This is a genomic window from Butyrivibrio sp. WCD2001, assembly GCF_000424485.1.
Taxonomy (GTDB): domain Bacteria; phylum Bacillota; class Clostridia; order Lachnospirales; family Lachnospiraceae; genus Butyrivibrio.
The window spans coordinates 173641-194140 of sequence record NZ_AUJZ01000006.1; the positions used below are offsets into that span (position 1 = coordinate 173641).

Annotated in this window: 14 protein-coding genes and 1 pseudogene; 10 read left to right on the forward strand and 5 right to left on the reverse strand. The window is 39.5% G+C overall.

Translation table 11 applies throughout. The features are described 5' to 3' along the window. Nucleotides 1-6 precede the first annotated feature (6 nt). Nucleotides 7-816 (forward strand): hypothetical protein, encoded by an 810-nt coding sequence (locus tag G630_RS0107345; RefSeq protein WP_022763192.1) that lies wholly within the window; start codon nt 7-9, stop codon nt 814-816. A 353-nt stretch (nt 817-1169) separates the two neighbouring features. Here G630_RS0107345 and G630_RS0107350 read toward each other — a convergent pair whose 3' ends face one another. Next, complete coding sequence (locus tag G630_RS0107350; protein ID WP_026498194.1) at nt 1170-2222, reverse strand: LacI family DNA-binding transcriptional regulator; 1053 nt, start codon at nt 2220-2222, stop codon at nt 1170-1172. A gap of 239 nt (nt 2223-2461) precedes the next feature. On the opposite strand from G630_RS0107350, the gene G630_RS0107355 reads away from it, so the two are divergent. The 6 genes from G630_RS0107355 to G630_RS0107380 all read left to right on the forward strand — a co-directional run bounded on the left by G630_RS0107355 (nt 2462) and on the right by G630_RS0107380 (nt 9922). Beyond that, nucleotides 2462-3382 (forward strand): ABC transporter permease, encoded by a 921-nt coding sequence (locus G630_RS0107355; protein WP_026498195.1) that lies wholly within the window; start codon nt 2462-2464, stop codon nt 3380-3382. Nucleotides 3383-3395: 13 nt separating this feature from the next. Next, nucleotides 3396-4307, forward strand: a complete 912-nt coding sequence (locus G630_RS0107360; RefSeq protein ID WP_026498196.1) for a carbohydrate ABC transporter permease — start codon at nt 3396-3398, stop codon at nt 4305-4307. Between the two features lie 55 nt (nt 4308-4362). Then, nucleotides 4363-6018, forward strand: a complete 1656-nt coding sequence (locus G630_RS0107365; protein WP_026498197.1) for an ABC transporter substrate-binding protein — start codon at nt 4363-4365, stop codon at nt 6016-6018. 113 nt (nt 6019-6131) lie between these two features. Beyond that, nucleotides 6132-7463: a family 43 glycosylhydrolase gene (locus G630_RS0107370; RefSeq protein WP_196805768.1), complete on the forward strand. Its 1332-nt coding sequence runs from the start codon at nt 6132-6134 to the stop codon at nt 7461-7463. Between the two features lie 8 nt (nt 7464-7471). Then, nucleotides 7472-8953, forward strand: coding sequence for a glycoside hydrolase family 32 protein (locus G630_RS0107375; RefSeq protein WP_044958913.1), 1482 nt, complete (start codon nt 7472-7474; stop codon nt 8951-8953). Nucleotides 8954-8956: 3 nt separating this feature from the next. Continuing rightward, the gene (locus tag G630_RS0107380) at nt 8957-9922 is read left to right on the forward strand and encodes a carbohydrate kinase family protein (protein ID WP_022763185.1); all 966 of its coding nucleotides are present in this window, start codon (nt 8957-8959) and stop codon (nt 9920-9922) included. Between the two features lie 195 nt (nt 9923-10117). Here G630_RS0107380 and G630_RS0107385 read toward each other — a convergent pair whose 3' ends face one another. The 4 genes and pseudogenes from G630_RS0107385 to G630_RS21125 all read right to left on the reverse strand — a co-directional run bounded on the left by G630_RS0107385 (nt 10118) and on the right by G630_RS21125 (nt 15234). Next, entirely contained in the window at nt 10118-11701 is a 1584-nt protein-coding gene (locus tag G630_RS0107385; protein WP_026498200.1) for a transposase, read from the reverse strand. Nucleotides 11702-11783: 82 nt separating this feature from the next. Then, on the reverse strand, nt 11784-13040 hold the full coding sequence (locus G630_RS0107390) for an anti sigma factor C-terminal domain-containing protein (RefSeq protein WP_026498201.1): 1257 nt from the start codon (nt 13038-13040) through the stop codon (nt 11784-11786). Nucleotides 13041-13059: 19 nt separating this feature from the next. Continuing rightward, nucleotides 13060-13563, reverse strand: coding sequence for an RNA polymerase sigma factor (locus G630_RS0107395; protein WP_026498202.1), 504 nt, complete (start codon nt 13561-13563; stop codon nt 13060-13062). Between the two features lie 151 nt (nt 13564-13714). Further along, nucleotides 13715-15234: pseudogene (locus tag G630_RS21125) on the reverse strand (IS1182 family transposase). Nucleotides 15235-15451: 217 nt separating this feature from the next. Here G630_RS21125 and G630_RS0107405 point away from each other — a divergent pair. From G630_RS0107405 to G630_RS0107415, 3 genes are all read left to right on the forward strand, one after another. Further along, a complete protein-coding gene (locus G630_RS0107405) occupies nt 15452-16633 on the forward strand; it encodes a leucine-rich repeat protein (RefSeq protein WP_026498203.1) in 1182 nt (393 codons plus the stop codon). Between the two features lie 205 nt (nt 16634-16838). After that, nucleotides 16839-19400 (forward strand): RNA polymerase sigma factor, encoded by a 2562-nt coding sequence (locus G630_RS23460; RefSeq protein ID WP_049946136.1) that lies wholly within the window; start codon nt 16839-16841, stop codon nt 19398-19400. A gap of 99 nt (nt 19401-19499) precedes the next feature. Then, nucleotides 19500-20447: a hypothetical protein gene (locus tag G630_RS0107415; protein ID WP_026498204.1), complete on the forward strand. Its 948-nt coding sequence runs from the start codon at nt 19500-19502 to the stop codon at nt 20445-20447. The last annotated feature ends 53 nt before the right edge of the window (nt 20448-20500 follow it).

Below are 20500 nucleotides of genomic sequence, written 5' to 3' on the forward strand. Positions count from 1 at the left end.
CATTTGATGAAAGAGAAATATGCTCTTCTTGATACTGATTTTATTTCCAAGACGCATTTGATCCGTAAGGATGAAGAGAATAAGCTGATTGATCGTATAACGGAGATGCCGGGGTATCGCTTCTATTGTCATGAACAGATAAAAACAGAACTCCAAAGACATAATATTGCAGGCTCTCCTGAGTGGCTTGAGAAAAAGATATCATCTGGAGTGGTTCATTGTATTACGGACGAAGAGATTGTTGATGAACTAAAGGCTATATACTCGGATTCAGCAGTGGCCATGTATTCTAACATGTTGAAAAATGGGTGCGAGGCATATAGAAGCGGATATTTTGAAGAACAGTTTAAGAGAATTCAGGGTGTCAATTATTCTAAGACTACAAAAGAACAGTTTTTGAAGGAGCTTTCGGAAGACTGTGACGATATAGGACCAGGTAATAATCTTGGAGAGCTTAAAAGCTATGTCCTTCTTCAGATGCTTAGTACAAAGCTTGGCGAGCAGATATATGTCTTTTGTTCGGATGATAGAAATGCTCGAAATGGCATAGTAAGTCTTGGAGGTGCAAGGTGCATCAGTGTCTTATCATCGTTTATGCGGCTTAATGTGGATGCTAACATGACAAGAGAAGAGGCGCAGCCGTATTTGGACTCGTATCTTGAAGAAAGCCGGAAGAACAAACAGACCACTTTTAGGGTTCATGACACATCAAAAGAAATGCGATATTGCAGAGTGCCTTGCGAACAGGTCATTGATGAAATGTATGCCGGTAAATTTGATGTTCTGCAGAATGGTAATCTTAGATATAAAGAATAGGATTATATAGATAATTAAGGGCAGTGTTCTGTAGGGCAACAGGTATTTGATGTTGTGATATCATAGAAGCATGTGTTTTGGTAATGAAAATACATGCTTTTTTTATTTAATAGGAAATTTCTCAAAAATTCCTATATCATAAAAAGCGCTCCGCTATGGATGCGCACTACTGTGTATGACATTTCACTAGGCTCGAAAAAACCTCGCCAAGTGATCTGCACATCGCGCGATAGGAATATGTTGCCTTCAGCAATCGCGTCTACGTTCCACTTCGGTCGTTGCAAAGCAGATGTCCCCCGGACATCTTGCAACGGCGCGAGAATGTCGCAAGCGACATTCTTTCTTTCATTTTATTACATCTGTGTTGATTCTCTGTAAATTAGATCAGTCTCTGTATAGGTTATCCTGTAATTGAGATCAGGCTGCTCAATCCTTGAGATTATAAGGTTGGCAGCTGAATAACCGATTATCTGGCTGTGTATGTGGCTGGTTGAGAGAGAAGGAGACATGATCTTGGACTCGGGGGAATCATCAAAACCGAATATCTTGATATCACGTGGACATTCTATTCCCATTCTCTTGAGGCCGGATATCAGATCGAGAGCTACAAAATCGTTGGCACAAATAAAGAGTTCGGGCATTTCTTGAATCTTCGTAAGAGCTTCGAATAAGTATTCTCTATATTCTAATCCGTGAGGATGAACCTCTGTAAGACAATATTTTTCGTCAAAGTTCAGATTATTGATATACATTGCCTCCCTAAAGGCTATGAATCGCTCGTAGAAAGAACGGCAATGTGTGACCTGGCCTACAAATCCTATCTTGGTAATTCCCTTTTTGCTCATGTCATTAACGACTGTATATATATTGGAAAAATTATCCATGAGCAGAACATCTGCGTTTAATGGTCTCCAGTAGCTTGCAACGGGAGCATCTATCATGAGAACAGGTAATCCTAGGCTGCACAACATTTCACAATAGGAGTGATCAAACATTTCGATGCATACAATAGCCTTGGTGTTATCCGGTCTGTATGAGAGAGGAAGAGTTCTTGACTCTATATTCTGATGATCAACCCGGTGCATTGTCAGGCTATAGCCAAGCATAGAAATTTCATATTGAAATTTATCCAGCATGGTAGAAGCAAAGTGAGAATTATTAAGGAAATTGCCTGAAAAGAGAGCAATCTCTCCTGAAGCCTTGGGCTGGGAACTGAAAGGATTTGTAATGTCTGAAATGGAATTGGCATAAGAAAATTGCTTGTATCCCATTTCGATAGCCTTCTCTAAAACTTTCTGTCTGGTAGCTTCAGCTAAAACTCCGGTGTTATTTATAGCCTTGGATACGGTATTTCTGGATACTCCAAGAGCATCTGCTATATCCTGTAAGGTGACTTTTGCTGACATAATGTAGTCTCCACTTTCTAAATAAAAGATGAATGTGTCAAAAGATGGGTGTGCCCCAGATAGTAGGTATTTATGACTTTTTGACACCTATATCATTATAAAATGTAAAAATTAAAGTGTCAAATGTAAATATTAATTGTGCAAATGTAAAATAATTATGTTGACAGCTGAAGATATGGGTGCTATATTTTACATATGCAAATGAGAATTATGCAAATGTAAAACTTGGGAGGGACTACATGAACACAAAGGTAAAAGATAATTCGATGCATAACACCCTGGTATATGTTAAGCAGCATTGGCAGCTTTACGTGTTCTTCTTAGGACCGGCACTACTTCTTACAATCGTCTTCAGGTATCTTCCTATGGGAGGAATTCTGATCGCATTCCAAAAGTACAACCCGTTTAAAGGAATACTTGGAAGCGAATGGGTAGGTCTTAAATATTTCCAACAGTTTTTATCGTCACCGGACTTTATGCAGTATCTCATAAATACATTGAAGCTTAGTGTATTTGGTCTTCTCTGGGGTTTCCCGATGCCGATTATCTTAGCACTCCTTCTTAACAGAGTATCGAGCAGCAAGATCAAGCAGAAGATACAGCTTGTACTGTACATGCCGAACTTCATTTCAGTCATCGTACTTTGCGGTATGGTCAGAATCCTTCTTTCAGTTACAGGACCGCTTAACATGATGCTTGGAACGAACATCAACTTCCTTACAATTCCGGAAGCGTTCAGACCGATCTACATCGTCAGCGGAATCTGGCAGGGAGCCGGTTGGGCATCAATCATGTACACAGCAGCTCTTTCCAATGCAAGTAAGGAGCTTAAGGAAGCAGCACAGATTGATGGAGCTAACATCTGGCAACAGATCAAGGCAGTTGAGTGGCCGGCCATCAAGGATATGGTAGTTATCCAGTTCATTCTTCAGGCAGGTAACATCATGAGTATCGGTTTTGAAAAAGCGTATGCACTTCAGTCTGACATGAACCTTGCATCATCCGAGATCATAGCTACTTATGTATATAAGAAGGGTCTTTTGAATGGTGACTACAGTTATTCAACAGCAGTAGGACTTTTTAATACAATTGTAAACGTAATACTTCTCATTGCGGTTAACAAGATAGTTGAGAAGCTTAACGATGGACAGGGATTATAAGGGGAAAAAGAAAATGATTAAGACATCAAATAAAAAGAGCGAGTTCGCAAGAGCTTCTCTTGGAGATAAAATATTCCTTCTTGTAGGATATATCATTCTTGCAGCTTTCGTGCTGGCTATAATCGGACCTGTGGTTTATATCATCGTTGCTTCATTTATGGATCCGATAACACTTCAGAATAAAGGTATTGTTTTTGATTTCAGTAAGTGGACACTGACAGCTTATGAGAGAGTTATGACCAACTCACAGATATGGACGGGATTTTTCAATGCGATTCTTTATTCCGTACTGTTTGCAGTAATTTCAGTATTTATAACTCTTTTGTGTGCTTATCCTATGTCAAGAGATGATTTTAAAGGCAAGAAGTTTTTTAACGCAATCTTTATTATCACAATGTTCTTTGGCGGAGGACTGATTCCTACATACCTTCTTATCAGTAACATGGGACTTCTTGATTCCATGTGGGCTGTAATTCTTCCGGGGTCATTTAGTGTTTGGAACATGATCATAGCAAGAACCTATTATAAGGGCGTTCCCGGCGAGCTTAGAGAGGCAGCTGATGTGGATGGTGCTAATGAGCTTACATTCTTCTTTAGAATATTGCTTCCTGTATGTACACCACTTATCGCAGTGCTTATCCTCTGGCAGTTCGTAGGAATGTGGAATAGCTATTTCGATGCAATGATCTATCTGAATTCAGCAAGTAAGCAGCCTTTGCAGCTCGTTCTTAGAGCAATCCTTATTCAGAATGAGCCAGATCCGGGTATGATCGCAGATATGCAGAGTACTGCACAAAGAGCACAGCTTGCAGAGCTTTTGAAATATGCAACTATCATCATTTCAAGCTTGCCTTTGATAGTTATGTATCCGTTCTTCCAGAAGTATTTTGATTCGGGAATTATGGTTGGTTCAGTTAAAGGCTAACGTTAATTCACCTGTTATACAGGTTTGAATAGTTTCTAATGAAAAGGAGAGGACAATGAAAAAGAAAACAACAAAGTTACTGTCTACAGCGCTTGTCATTGCTATGTCAGCAAGTGCGCTCACGGGTTGTGGCAAGGGGACTTCAACTGGCAGTGGTGCAGCTAAGGTAGATGCTGAGAACATCACTTTCCCTCTTGAAGAGAAGGTTACTATCACAGGTACAATCAGCTATCCTTCAGGAACAGAGGCTGAGCCTAACAACAGAACAATCTTCAAGAGACTTGAAGAGGAGACCAATGTACATGTAGATTGGACAGCTATTTCAAACGATCAGTGGGGAGACAAGATTCAGCTGACAATGGCTAACAAGGACATGCTTACAGATTTCATATTCAATGCAGGATTCAGTAACTCTGATCTTATCAGATATGCAGACCAGGGCGTTATTCTTCCTGTTGAAGAATATATTGACAAAAACATGCCTAATCTTAAGGCTGTATTCGATAAGTATCCTGAATATCGCACAATGTGTGAGGATTCAGAGGGCCATATCTGGGCTCTTCCCTGGATCGAGCAGCTTGGTTCCAACAAGACAGCTATCCAGACAGTAGGTAACAACTTTACTTACATCAACAAGAAGTGGCTTGATTTCCTTGGACTTGAGAAGCCTGCAACAGTAGACGAGTTCGAAGAAGTACTTAAAGCATTCAAGGATCACGCTTCAGAGCTTCAGGCAGAGTTTGGCATCGAGGGAGATATCATCCCTATGTCATGCATCATGAACGATCAGGATCCCAGCCTTCTTATCAATGGTTTTGGTGAAGGTTATGGTGATAACGATATAGGACAGCACATCGCTGTAACAGATGACAAGAAGGTTATCTGCACAGCTACTCAGGACGGCTTCAAGTCAGGTATGCAGTGGCTTCATAAGCTCTATGATGAGGGACTTATCGATCCCGAGTGCTTCACACAGGATTGGTCAACATACGTTGCCAAGGGAAAATCTCACAGATACGGCGTATGCTTCACATGGGACGTTGCTAACATCGACAACCTTGAGGACTATGAGCCTCTTGCAGCTCTTCAGGCTGATACCAAGAACGTAACACCTATGAACGGTTCATTCACATCAGGTTTTGACCGCGGCAGATGCGTAGTTACAGCTAAGTGCGACAACCCTGCATTTGTATGCGCATGGCTTGATCGTATGTATGATCCCTTCCAGTCACCTCAGAACAACTGGGGAACCTATGGTGAAGATGATGAGTTCGATATCTTCGAGCTTTCTGAGAACGATAAGGGTGAGAAGATGCTTAAGCACGCTCCTCTTGGCGACGCTTCACCTGTAGAAGTTCGTGAGGCTGAGGCTGTTGGCGGACCTCTTGCAATCCTTGATGAGTACTATGGTGTATATGTAACATGCCCTGATGATGCTCAGTATCGTCTTGACTGGATCAAGGAATACTACACAGATGATATGCACGGCGAGTATGTATATCCTAACGTATTCATGACAGCTGATGACACAGAGAAGCTTACAACAATCCAGACTGATCTTATCAGCTTCATCAACTCCAGCAGAAGTAACTTCGTTATGAACGGCCTTACAGATGCAGATTGGGATGAGTACATCAAGCAGGTTAATGCTTATGGTCTTGAGGATTACCTTGCAATCTATCAGAAGTACCTTGATGAGTTCTACAAGTAATACACATTGTTACATCTTATGGGATTAGCTTGATAAGCGAAAGGTGAGGGAGGAGTTATCTCCTCCCTCTTTTATAAGAGATGAAAAAAAGAACAATAGCTTTATTTGGTATTATGTTATGTTTATTAACCGGATGCGCTGATAAAAAGGGCGAGCAATGCCTTTTCCCAAGAGCAGAGGACAGCTACGTTGGGGATGTAATGGCTCTTTCAACTGATAAAGGCGTATATCTGAATTATTTATATGAAACTGATCACAATGGCGTAGGTTATCACCCGCTTCATCAGTTTTTTACCAAGGATTTTACTACATATGAAGATAAGGGAGAGGTTCTGAAATTCGCAGAGGATTCTGAAGTTCAGGATCTTGCTATAGGAACGGGTTCCTTTATCAGGGATGACAGTGGGAAATATCACTGTTTTTACACAGGTCATAATGACTATCATGACACCTACGGACTTGATAAAGAGTGCTTAATGCACGCAACAAGTAAAGACAACAAAAAATATGAGAAGAATTATGATGAAATAATTCATGCTCCTAATGGCTACAGTACCAATGATTTCCGTGATCCTCAGGTTATTAAGATGGATGACGGCTATATCATGCTGGTTGGCGCCAGAAAAGAAGCAGAAGATGAAAGTGCGATCATATATTATGAATCGCAGGATTTAGAGAACTGGACTTTTAAGGGTGATTTTTATACAAGCAAAGAACTTTATTTTATGGAATGTCCGGATGTGTTCAAGCTTGGAGATAAATACTATCTCGTCTTTAGCTGGAACAATGTAGTTTACTACAGAACAGCGTCTGATTTTTTCGGACCCTGGGAGAAACCGGAGATTGACACATTTGACGGCAATGGCTTCTATGCAGCAAAAACATGTGAGTACGAAGGCAAAAGATATCTGATCGGCTTTCTTGATCGCAAAAAGAGAGAAAGCGATGGCCTCATGTACACATGGGCAGGAAGCGTACTGGTATATGAGCTTAGACAATTGCAGGATGGCACACTGGGGGTGTGCATGCCTGAGAAATATAATGAGTATTTTAATAAGGAGATACTATCTGAGGCAGTTGCAGATAGTTCACTTGATTTGGGAGATGTACCCGATACCTGTCATTTAAGCTATAAACTTACGATGCAGGCAGATGGAATATGCGATCTCGTATTTTCCAATACTGAAAAGGGAGAAGAGTACAAGATCTCTGTAAATAATAAAGAGGACAACATTTCATACAATGCTTTTCCCAACTATCAGGCTATGAAGCTGGAGGAAGGCAGACAATATCAGGTTGATGTTGTAGTTGAAAAAGACATAGTGGTTATCTATGTAGACGGGCAAAAGGCACTGTCAAACCGCATTTATTCAGCAGTTGGAGCTACCTGGAAGCTGAATATGGAAAATGCAGACGCAAGTGATATAAAGATTTATGGTAAATGAGGAATATTATGAGTGATAAGTTAAATAAAGCAAGAGAATATGAAGTAAAAAAGGAAGCAAAGATACCTGAGGAGCAGCGTCCCCTCTTTCATTTAACACCCAGATGCGGCTGGATGAACGATCCTAACGGCTTTAGCATCTATAAGGGAAAATATCATATGTTTTACCAGTATTATCCCTATGAGACAGTATGGGGACCTATGCACTGGGGACATGCAGAAAGTACTGACCTTATCAGCTGGAAGTATCTTCCCTGCGCAATGGCGCCCGATGAAAAATATGACGGGTTTGGATGCTTTTCAGGAAGTGCCATTGAGATGGAAGACGGCAAGCAACTTCTCGTATATACAGGCGTTAGAAAAGAAGAGGATGAAAACGGCGAAATCCGCGAGTATCAGACACAATGTATCGCTATAGGTGATGGTGTTGATTATGAGAAATACGAGAATAACCCTGTAATTAATGCAGACAGCCTTCCTGAAGGAGCCGGAAAATTCGACTTCAGAGATCCCAAGGTGTGGAAGGAAAACGGCAAGTATTACATGGTTGTTGGCAACAAGACCATTGATAAGGACGGACAGATACTTCAGTATGTAAGTGATGACGGTATTAACTGGTCCTATGATAAGACTGTTATCAAGAACAACCACAGATTCGGTGTAATGTGGGAGTGCCCTGATTACTTTAACCACGATGGTAAACAGGTCCTTCTCACAAGCCCGCAGGATATGCTCCCTGAAGAGCTTGAGTTCCACAACGGAAACGGAACCTTGTGTGTGATAGGAAGTATCGATGAAAATGGAGAATTCTGCGAAGAAAACTGTCAGGCTGTTGACTATGGTATTGATTTTTATGCGCCACAGACAATCAAGACTCCTGATGGACGAAGAGTCATGATCGGCTGGATGCAGAATTGGGATACATGCGGAATCAGGCGCGATGACTTCCCATGGTTTGGCCAGATGAGTATTCCAAGGGAAATAACTATTAAGGATAACAGACTTATTCAGTGGCCTGCCAGAGAGATAGAGAATTATTACGGCAAAAGAATCAGCAGACAGAATGTACTTATTTCTGATAGTGCTTCACTTTCAAGTATTGAGGGCAGATGCGTAGATATGACAGTAAGAGTCAGATCTACACAGGCAGAACTTTCATATAAAAAATTTGAAATTCGTTTTGCTGATAATGGCAAGGCTTATTCAGCGATTGAATATGATCCTGTTGACAATATTGTTAAGATAGACAGAAAGCATTCAGGAAGCAGAAGAGCCATTGTTCATCAGAGAAGATGTAAGGTTGCAGGAAATAAGGGTGAGATTTCACTTAGACTTGTTCTTGACAGATACAGCATGGAGCTCTTCATCAATAATGGACAGCAGGTAATGTCTATGGTAATCCTTACAGATGTCAGAGCTGAAGGTATCAGTTTTAAGGCAGTTGGAGAACTTCTGATGGATGTTACTATGTATGAGCTTGAGAGGAAATAACTTATGAAAAAAGATGTAGTTGCGCTGGGAGAGTTGCTTATTGATTTTACAGGAAGCGGAGACAGCAACCAGGAAAATCCTTTATTTGAGGCTAATCCAGGCGGAGCACCCTGTAATGTGCTGTCAATGCTTCAGAATTTAGGCAACAGCACAGCTTTTATCGGCAAGGTTGGAAACGACTTTTTTGGGAGAATGTTAAGAGAGAGAATTGAAAAGCAGGGTATAGACTCTACCGGACTTGTCTTTGACGAGGAGGTAAATACTACCCTTGCATTTGTAAACAAGCTTCCAAATGGAGACAGAGATTTTTCTTTTTACAGAAAGCCCGGAGCAGACATGATGCTGACAGCAGAGGATGTTGAGAAGAATGCTGATCTTATCAGGAATGCAGATGTATTTCATCTTGGAACACTGTCAATGACAGACGAACCTGCAAAAGAGGCAACTGTCAGAGCTGTTACAATAGCTAAAGAGAGCGGAGCAGTCATATCTTTTGATCCAAATTACAGAGAACCTTTATGGAAGAACGTAGACGATGCAATAGATGCTATGAAATATGGCTTTGAAAACTGTGATATCCTGAAAATTTCAGATAATGAGATTGAGCTTTTTACAGGCCTTAAGGATATAGAGGCAGGAGCAAGGAAAATAAAGAGAGACTTTGGTATTCCAATCGTGTTTGCCACACTTGGACCTGAAGGAAGTATAGCTCTTTACAAAGATATGGTGATCAAAAAAGACGGGTACAGAAATCCTGCTACTATAGAGACTACAGGAGCAGGCGATACCTTCTGTGCCTGTGCCATAGATTACATCCACAGAAACGGACTTGATAATCTGACAAAAGACGGATTATTTGAATGCCTGTCGTTTGCAAACGCTGCGGCATCTATTATAACCACCAGAAAAGGTGCACTTTCTGTAATGCCAACCCAAGAAGAAATAACAGCTTTTCTAACAAACAAGTAATGATAAGAACAAAGAATATGCGAAAAGGGGCTGTAAAAAAACAGCCATAAAGTAAGGATGGTTTCACCGAATGGTGATACCATCCTTATCTTTTGCAAAGAATTGCAGTTTTGACGAGCTTTTGCCCATTTGATGGGATGACTTATAAGCCTGCCGACGGCAGGCTTGATGTGACTTGAATGTTATTGTTATGTTTTAAGCAGCAATGGCTGCTCTGTGTTTCTTGTTATGATATTTATACAGGTTAAAACCACAGGAAATCAGGGTAAGCTCTAAAAGAACGTTTTCTTTGCCCCGTCGGAACAGTCTTTTGTATGATCGATCCCACTTAATTATCCCAAATGTTCCTTCAGACTGTATGCTCCTGTTCATAAAGAGCAATGTTCCATGGATTGACTCCAGGTTATGGATTACTTCTTCGTGAAATGAACTTAATTCTTTGTTCATTTGAATGAATCGATTTCCTTTCCCCTTAAAGCAATCATCTCTGTTTGGGCAGCCATCACAGTTCTCACACTCATATATTTCCTCGGTTCTTCCGTATTTGTTCCCCTTGACGTGCCGATTCTTCTTAAAAATGAATTTCTTGCCATTAGGACAGACCAAATCGCCATCTTCATCCCTTTTGAAGTTCACTGCACGATATGGATCGTTATGATATTTATCGTTCTTTGTTTCTTTTTCAAACATAGTGAACTTCATATATTTTTCCATGCCATGCTCTTCACAGTAAATGTAATTGTTAAATGAACCATATCCAGCATCAGCAACAGGATATTTAGGATAATGACCATATATAGAATTAAATTTCTCCATAAGAGGAATAAAACATTCCATATCTGATGCATACGGTTTAGCATCGATAACGGCGATATATTCGTCACACACAGCTGCCTGTACATTATAAGCCGGCAGTAGCTGATCATTGCCCATGTAATCTCTTTTCACTCTCATGAATGTAGCGTCATGGTCTGTCTTAGCATAACTGTTTCTGTAATCACCACATATTTCAATGTGCCTTGCATAATTCTTCAATCGAACTAAATATTCTTCAAGTTGCTGATACTGTCTCTGATGTATGGTCTTATGTTTTCCTTTGCCTGATACAAATGAATTAATATCAAGACCTGTAAGTTCTTTGTATTTGGCAAGCAGATCTTCAACATAATCTATTGCATACTCATCTCGTGTTTCAAATCTAATTCCAAGATATCCAAGGACATCACGATTCATATCTTCAATAAGAATAGTTATCTTCTCAAATACCTTTGAAGTATTCTTAGTGCAGGACTTCTTCCAGACCCAGGTATATCTGTTGGCATTAGCTTCAAGTTTGGTTCCATCGATATAAGTATGTTCCAAATCAACAGAAGCCTTATCAAAGATATAAGTATTGATGTCATTAAAGATCTGCTCAATTGTAGTTGTTAATTCATCGCGAATAAAGTTGCCGAAAGTGGCAAAAGAAGGTGAACGCATACCATCGAGAAGATACATATATCTGATGTCAGTACGACAAAGTTTTTCCATATCTCTCAATGAATTAATTCCGTTTTCCATAAATGCGAACAGTATAACTTTAAGCAACTTTTTAGCATCACATCTTGGACGACCTGTTCTGTAGCCCTTCTCTACAAAATATCTTGATAGGTCGATGCGGTCCATAACTTCACAAAAAGTGTATACTGGATCAGATATATCAACTATTATTTCGATTTCTAATGGTAATTTCAGCTGTCTAGCTGTATAATTATCATTGATATTTTTAGTTAGTTGCATAATTAATTATATCAAAAAATCGCTGAAGCCTCACGGCCTCAGCGATTTTTTTCTAGGGGAGTTTTTTTACAGCCCCATTTTTTCAATACAGTGCTTTCTCGTCTGCCAACACAAATTCTACGTCTTCAACCGCGTCGATCTGACGCAGTTTTTCTCCATCCTCGCAGATAACAAATCCATAGATGTAAAGGCCGTTTTTCGCAACGTACTGCTTGTAATCCCACAGATCGGGAATGCTGTCGTGAAACAGATTTACTGAATTGTAGTTGTCATTAAGATAAGTCAGCATGCTAAGGAAATGCTCCTTCGCAACGTCGTAGTTAAGGTAGCTTGTACCGCTTGCATCAGAAGCCACGGTGGCTTCATTCCAGATGAGATTCGGATATTTTTCCAGGCCACAGCTAAGTGACATGCTGTAGTCAGTTCCAAAGCCAACGCAGCGGTCCGTGGTGTAGCTATTCTTTTCAAGGCCTGTGTATCTGAGCGGAAGGCTTTCAGGGTTGCCATCATTTGAATATGTGGACACCGCATACCACGTCGGCACGATGTCGTTTGCTTCGCACCAGCTGACAAAATCATCGTATCGCATAGAGTGGTCTAGTGTAACAGATGCATTGTAAAAACTGCGATCCTCTAAGGAATCCAGCCCTTCTGGTTCTATCCATCTGATTCCGCCGGGACTAGAAAGGAAGCAGACACTTTTCCCTGAGTCATCTGTCCTAAATATCAGGTTGATCCTGGGCGAAAGCTCATTGGGATTGAACAGCCGCAGATTCCCCTTGTCAATTGTGCCGGCATATCCGCCATCACCATCATAGAAAGTCACATCATATTTTCCGTAGCCCCTGCTATATGCATTGGCATTGTAGACGTACTTCGAAGGCATGAACGCCTCAGAATATGTTGTTATATCCACGGTAAGCCTGTTCACTTTCTGTCCAAACTCATCAATACCGATGGTCTCGGTGGGATTGTAGTAATGAGCGTCAACCAGCCTGGGAAGTGCATAGATCACAAAAAGAATGATCGCAGCGGTGACCAGAGCGGTGCATATTCCTGCTTTTATGAAAGCCGTGCGGATTCTGCGGTTTATCAGTTTGGCAAAATCTTCTGCGGTATTAGCTGGATGAACCTTAACCATGTCTCTGGTATCAGCTGGCTGCACCTTGATGGTGTCGGTACTGCCTTCCGGTACATCATCGATCCCGGGGATCTCCGAGTTTTCAAAAAGGTAGTCGCTTATGGCTTCGTACTTTTCTATATCTTTTTCAACTTCGATTTTTTCCTGTTCATCAAGATTTCCGTTTTTATATTCCTGTAACAATTCGCGATATTTCATGTTTCCGTATCCTCCAAGTCTACATACAACCGGTGCCCTTTTGCTCCATGTAATCTCTGACCAGTTTCTTGCCTCTGAATGCCTGGATCCTTACATTTTCGGGTGTTAGCCTCAGCAGCGCCGCAATCTCTTTTTGTGAAAAACCTGAGAAGTACTGCATACACAGTATCTCGCGCTTAGTCTTATCCAGGTGGTTGATGGCTTCATATAAAAGTTTCTTATTTTCATTCCGGATCAGTTCATCCAGAACGCTCTCACTTTTTATAAGGTCAAAATCATCCGAATCGGACGTCAGTTCCATCCGGTTCAGCTTCGAGAGCGCATTCAACAGAAGATTCCGACCAACCATGTAAAGCCACGCCCTCACATTGGAGTGATCATCAGGGAGCGAAAGTATCGCCTTCAGGAAAGCTTCCTGCGTCATGTCCTCCGCCAGCTCCCGGTCGTGGCAAAGAGAGTACAGGTACAGAAAAAGCTCATGATGATATGTGCTGTACAGTTTGTATAGCAATTGCTTTTCCATACTTTCCTCCCGTTTTAGTCATTCATATATATAACAATTCAGATTGGGAAATGTTACAGAATAAAAAAGAAAATCCCCAAAGATGAACAGCGCATTTCATTTTATCATATGCAGAGAGGGGGGTGAGAGAAAAAATGGGATTAACTTTAAGTTAATCCTCAGACTGTAGACAAAGTGGTTTTGAGAACTGAGTTCTCAAAACCATTTTTCTATTTCAACAGGCTTTTTTGTAATAAAGGAGCTTGAAGGGAGCCTGGATCAGGCCATTTCTAACCTCCATTCATGCTTGATTTTCGCAAGCTTTTTAAGATTCATACACGCAAATGTAAGCGCCGCTTTCATCTCCATCCGCGCTTTACCATACATCTGTGTATATCTAAATCCATGGTTTTCCTTGGCTGTTCCAAAGATTCTTTCGATTGTTTCTTTCCTGTGAGAATACAGATCTTTCATGCCAAGAGTACATCGGATATCCTCACATTGCTCCATATAATCTTCCCAGATATGCCGGGTGATTATTTTTACGTGATTCTTACTATGCGTACACTGCTCAAGGAATGGACAGCTTTCACATGCAGTTCCACAGCTCTTATATTCTCTGTATCCATCTCGATTGGTTGTTGAATAATTCAAAACCTGATTGTTGGGGCATATATAGCAGTCATTGTATTCATCATAAGCATACTCAGACTTCTTGAAGAACCCCTTCTTGGTCATTGGTCTTTTGTAAGGAAGGAGTGGCGTAATGCCATCATCTATGAGCATCTTTGCAATGGCTGGTGTCTTGTATCCAGCATCTGCAACAATTGTTTCTACACCGATATCCTTGATTTTATCGTAAAGTCCTTTGAAAGTTCGGCTGTCATGTTCGTTGCCCGGATTGACAGTGAAATCTAAGATCCATCCGTTCTTGTCACAGGCTGTTTCAATACCATATGCGAATACATTCTTGTGCTCACCTTTCCTGAACCATCCACTTTCAGGATCAGTAGTGCTGCACCTTACTTTCTTAGTATCTTTTGGAACGTCGTCTGTGAAATCGCTGAAATCATCGTGACCACCAGCTCCCTTATCGTCGTCATCATCCTTGTCTTTCAGAGGCTTTTTCCCGTGTTCAGCTCGATCTTCGTTTATCTCTTTCCTAAGCATTTCTTCATAGAAAAGTGCTTCCTGTTTTGCAAGCTTATGCTGCATCTTTCTATTATTAGCTCTGGCTTTAACGTGAGTTGCATCGACAAACACTGCAGTTGGATCTACAAGTTTGAATCGATAACAATCTTCAAGGATGTGCTGGAATATCTGCTCAAATAGATTTGTATCTTTAAAGCGTCTAGTGTAATTCTTTCCGAAGGTGGAAAAGTGAGGAACCGGTTCATTAAGATCCAGACCAAGAAACCATCTGTATGCAACGTTGACTTCTATATCTTTGATGGTCTGTCTCATGCTCTTGATTCCGTATAGATACTGAATCAATGGGATTTTGATAAGCGTGACGGGATCCATACTTGGTCTGCCCATGTCAGGAGAATACTTCTCTTCAACAAGATCATAAATGAATGACCAGTCAATTGCCGTGTCTATAAGTCTTAGCATGTGATCCTTTGGAACAAGATCGTCCATGCTAACAAACTGTAGCTGTTCTCTTTTTCTTTCAGTATTAGAAGTCATCATATAGGCTGTCCCCATCCCCAACTTTGATGCTTCTATTATACCAGAAAAAGTGCCTCAATCCCAGATAAATACTGGGCTTCCAACACTTTTATAAAGAAAAATCCACGGCAGATGCCGTGGATTTTTCTTTATGAATATAATAATCGACTTGTGATATAATTATTGACTATGAGGGAGCCTGCCATAGTGCAGAATAGAAAAGTCAGGGGAAATGAAAATGAAAAAAATCTTGGGGAATCTTTTACTCTTTATCACATCACTTATGTGTGTGATAGTCTTATTTGGATGTGTATCCATTAATTCCAAAGCAGCGAAAAAAATTCAACCTGTTAAGGATCTGAAATGCATCAATGATAAATATCATTTCAAAACTGTTAGTGATGGAAACTATTATGTATTGGTATATAGCGTAGATGAAAAGGGCAAAAAGAATTGTTTTCATTATAATAAGTTAGGAGCTCTGAAAAAGGATCAGACAATTGATGAGTATGACTTAGGTTTATTCAACTACTACGACAATCTTGGAAAGATAATTCTTTATGTTATTGGATGTGATGATGAACCTCTGACACATACATTAACTATTGATTATTGTTTGAAAAAATCCAATTATGGAATAGCAAGTTACGAGATAAATTTAAATGAGAGAATGCCACAGCCAACGGGAATAACAGCAAAATGGTATGAAAATAATGGAAAGAAATTATGGAAAATAAGTTGGACCGATGATGGATATGGTCATACTCTCAGATATGGATATGGCCAACGTTCAATAACTTATTGCAATTGTAGTATGGCTAAAACAGAACATGAATACACTTTTTCAGATTATGTAGAAAGTGTCACTTTAAAAACATCATCATGCGATTTGAATAAATATGCTAATTCTGATGTGATAACGATTGTAAGGCCTGCAGAGAACTCAGATGATAACACATCAAAAAACATGCCTACAGATGAAAATACTGATAAAAAAGATGCATCAGGTACGGTAGGAAATAATGCTGCTAAGTTGCCAATGACAGTAACTATTGATGATATTACATACTACATTGATGTTAATGGAAATGCCTGCGCAACAAAAATCGCTTCAAAAAAGAAAGCTTCCCTGAACGTTGTTACAGTGGATGGTACAACTTATCCTGTCACATCTATAGCTAAAAATGCCTGCAAAAACAATAAGAAAATAAAATCTGTGAAGATTGGCAGTAATGTTACTTCTATAGGAAAAAATGCCTTCAGGGGTTGTAAGAAACTCAAAAAGGTCACCATAAAAGCAAACAAATCCCTGAAAATAGGTAAAGGAGCTTTCAAGAAAATTAACAAAGACGCTGTCATCAAGGTTAAAGGCGTAAAAGGTAGTAAAAAGAAAAAGCTTATAAAATCAATCAGTAAGTAATTTAACAGCATTGTGAAAAGATTACGCCATTAAATATTGACCCCTTAGGAGAATGAAAATAGTGTCACCTAAGGGGTTAAATTATTAAAAAATTTTTTTTAAATATAAAACCATCTGCGACTTTCCTGGTACATATTAGTAGGACCAAGGGAAGGAGGAAAGCAGTTTCGACAACTACAAAATCTAATGATGGGAGATATTGATAATGGATGAAAGTTTGAAGAAAGCCATAGAGGAAATGGCAAAAGGAAAAGAAGAAGGGTTTAATGCAGTTTATTCTGCAACCTACAATCATGTATATTTTCGTGCTAAGGCTTACATGAAGGATGAAGCAGACGCACAGGATCTTACTCAGATTGTATATATCGAAGCCTACAAAAACATAAAGAGCCTTCAGAATACTGAGTCTCTTTTTGGATGGTTGGACGGAATCTGCCATAACCAGGGAATGAAACTATTTAGAAAGAAAAAGGATGTACTGCCTAACGTAGACGAGGAAGGGAAGGATATTTTCGAGACTTTAGAAAGTAATGACCTTGCATCTCTTCCTGAGCTGTCAACAGATCAGAAGGAAACAAGCCGTATTATACAGGAGTTTATAGATGAGCTTCCTGAGGTTCAGAAGGCAGCGGTTATCGCATACTATTTCGATGGATTTTCAGTTGGCGAAATAGCACAGATGCAGAACTGCTCAGAGGGAACTGTAAAGAGCCGCCTGAACTATGCACGAAAATTCCTGAAGGAAAAGGTAGAAGGAACAGAAAAGAGAGATGGTATCAGACTTCATGCTGTTGCCCTACCTACAATATGGTATGCTATCAAGCTTATGTCTGAAAATACAAAGCTTTCAGCAAAGGCAGCAGGAGGCATCTATGTAGGAAGCTGTGCAGAGGTTGGGCTTGCACCTACAGCTATTACTCTTGGAAATGCAGGAGCTGGAATCTCAGCAAAGATGGTAACAACAGGAGCCGGAACAATTGCTGCTACCACTAGCGGTGCAGGTGCTGCGGCGGGAACAGCCGGGGCTATAGGAGCAACAGGGGCAGCAGTAGCTACAGGAACCGGACTTTCAATGGGAATAAAGGCATTAATAATTGCCGGTGCGGTTCTCATTGGAGGAGGCACAGGTGCAGGAGTTACATATGTAGCAGTTAATAATAATCACGAAAATGAAGCAGAGATTGTAGCTGAGGCGGATGAAAGCGAAATAGGAAATACATTGGATACCAAAGAAGGAAATGATGAATCAGAGGATAATAGAGATGAAATGCCTATAACGGATGAAAAAGAGCCTGATAACAGTTCATTGCCAGGATTACAAGAACAATTAGTTGCTACAGGTACAGTAATTCGTAATCAGGATATCTCCGAATACAGAGAAAAGCTTGAGGAACACGAGAAAAAATATGGGCAATCGTGGATGAATGAATATGGAATTAGATTTACAGAACCAGTTAAGTTACTTGTAGATGGAGATGTTGTAGAAATTAATGAAGCGTGGATACTGCCGTATACTTCTTTAGAAGATTTGGATTTTAATGAATTTGTTGGAAAAACTATTACAGCAGAAGGATGGATAGGAACTCATGTAAATTCCAAAAAAATAAGTGAGGATGTATATCAGAGTACAGATACAGGTATATATTCATACCGTCCAAATGGTGAATATGAATTCATGATTGATAAGTTAATTGACTCAACAGAAAATCCAGAAGCAAAGAATGAGGAAGAAATTGCTTTAACTGATGATGAGAAAATCCAGATAGTAGATGCTATTGCATATTTTGATTATAACAATGTATTAACTTATAACCATTATGTGAGATCTGCCCGTTGTTATGCACTTGCTATGCATATTCGTACTTCAGACAAAGAGAAGGCTTTCCCCTGGAGTAAAACAGATATACTTACGAAAGAACTTATTACAGATATATGGAAAGCTTTCGGAGTTACTATACCCAGTGATTATGATTTTAATGATGATGGAATAACACCAGATTCGGATTTCCCAGGAGAACTGGAATTGATAGACTTTAATTATGGGAGTCTGGACGTGGTAAATAACGGTGACGGAACCTACACATTGAATGGTACATACAAAATAAGCATAGAGAGTGAACCAGCTGAAACTTATCCATTTACTGCTACAGCAGTTAAAGGTGGTAATCCTGATATATTTGGAGGACTTATAATTACAGAGATAGAATCATCTGATAGCAATGAAGAAAATGATACCACTTTGTATGAGAAATTCCTTCACAATGAAGAAAGGGTGCATATTAACACAGAAAATGACCTTGGTTATTATTTTTCTTTTAAGAATTTTACAAAGCAGGATTATACTCTTGATGAAATGGTAGATACCATAATTGCATTCTATAAAGAAGATTGGATGACGGATAGAGTATCTCTTGAAAAGATAGAATATACTTATATAGATTGTGGTAATGATGGCGATAAAGAACTGGCAGTTGTAATACACACTCCCTCTGAAGAACCACTGGAAAGCTGGGAAGAATATTTAATAATAAAAAATATTAATGGTACTTTGCAGACAGTATACTCTGATGTGGCATGGACCAGAAACATTATTAATCTCAATGAGTATGGATATATAGATATATATGGAGATGGAGGTGTTGAGAATAGTGGATGGGATAAAAGTTTTATAGATGCTGAGGGTAAAAGGCATGATGTAGAAAATGCAGAAGATCTTACTGAAGATATCAAAAATGGGAAAAGTGTTGAATGGCAGATTCTTGATTAATTTAAAAATTAAAAAATTTTTTCAAAATTATAAAACCGAATCCAAAATGGTTGGTACTTATAGATATAACAACAAAAAATCATTATGGAGGAAAAAGAAATGGCAGAGAAATATTTTGATGAAAAAACATGGGAGTGGGTTATCAAGGACACAAAAAGATTATCAATGAAAATGATAACGGTGATGATGACAACAGCATTATTTATGACTACTCTTACTGGATGTTCACAAAAGAGTAATGCTTTACTTGTAGAGGATAATCCCATTATCAGCGAGGCAAGAGCTGATGGACGTGAGGATGAGGTGTATGAGCTTCGAAATGCGATTCAGGCAGAATATGAAGCAGATATGAAAAAGCGTGCCCAAAAAGAGGCGGATGAAGCAGCACAGGCTGTTGATCCTCATCCTGAATGGCTACTGGAAACAACAGATATGCATATAGGATCCAGAGAGAGTGATGGAATTGGATATGGATTAATTGTTCCTATTCCTAATAAATTTGTTGAATACACGGAAGCTCAAGGAGAAGTATATCATTCCAGGAAATCAAGAGAGGATGTAATATCAGGATTTAAATCTGTAAAATACAAAGATGTAACATGGCAGTCCAATATGGATGGAATAAAAGAAATAAAAATAGATTGCAGGCATGATGGGGGATATGAAATTTCTAATGATTATGACAAAACATTAGAGGAATTCTCAACAGATGAGATTTTAACTTTATACGGAATACAAGGACATTACAAAAAAGAACTAACAAATGTAGTTACCAGGGATGGTGTTACTTATGTTTTTGAATATCTTGATAAAAGAGAACTTAAGGAACATGGAACATATACATGTTTGGAATTCACAGTTTTGCTGCCTGACAGGGATGGTGATGTCTATAACATAACAGGAATACAGGGAGCTATTACAATAAATACTTTAAACGATGTTGAAGAAGCAACCATAGCAGCACAGGAATATATGCAGAAAGTTATGAACGAGATAACTGTTATTGAAGGGATTAATATGGATGCAGCTAAGACAATAGGAAACTAATAAGATCAAATACTAATGTGATTCGCATTTTAACAGCTACTTCATTGTGCTAC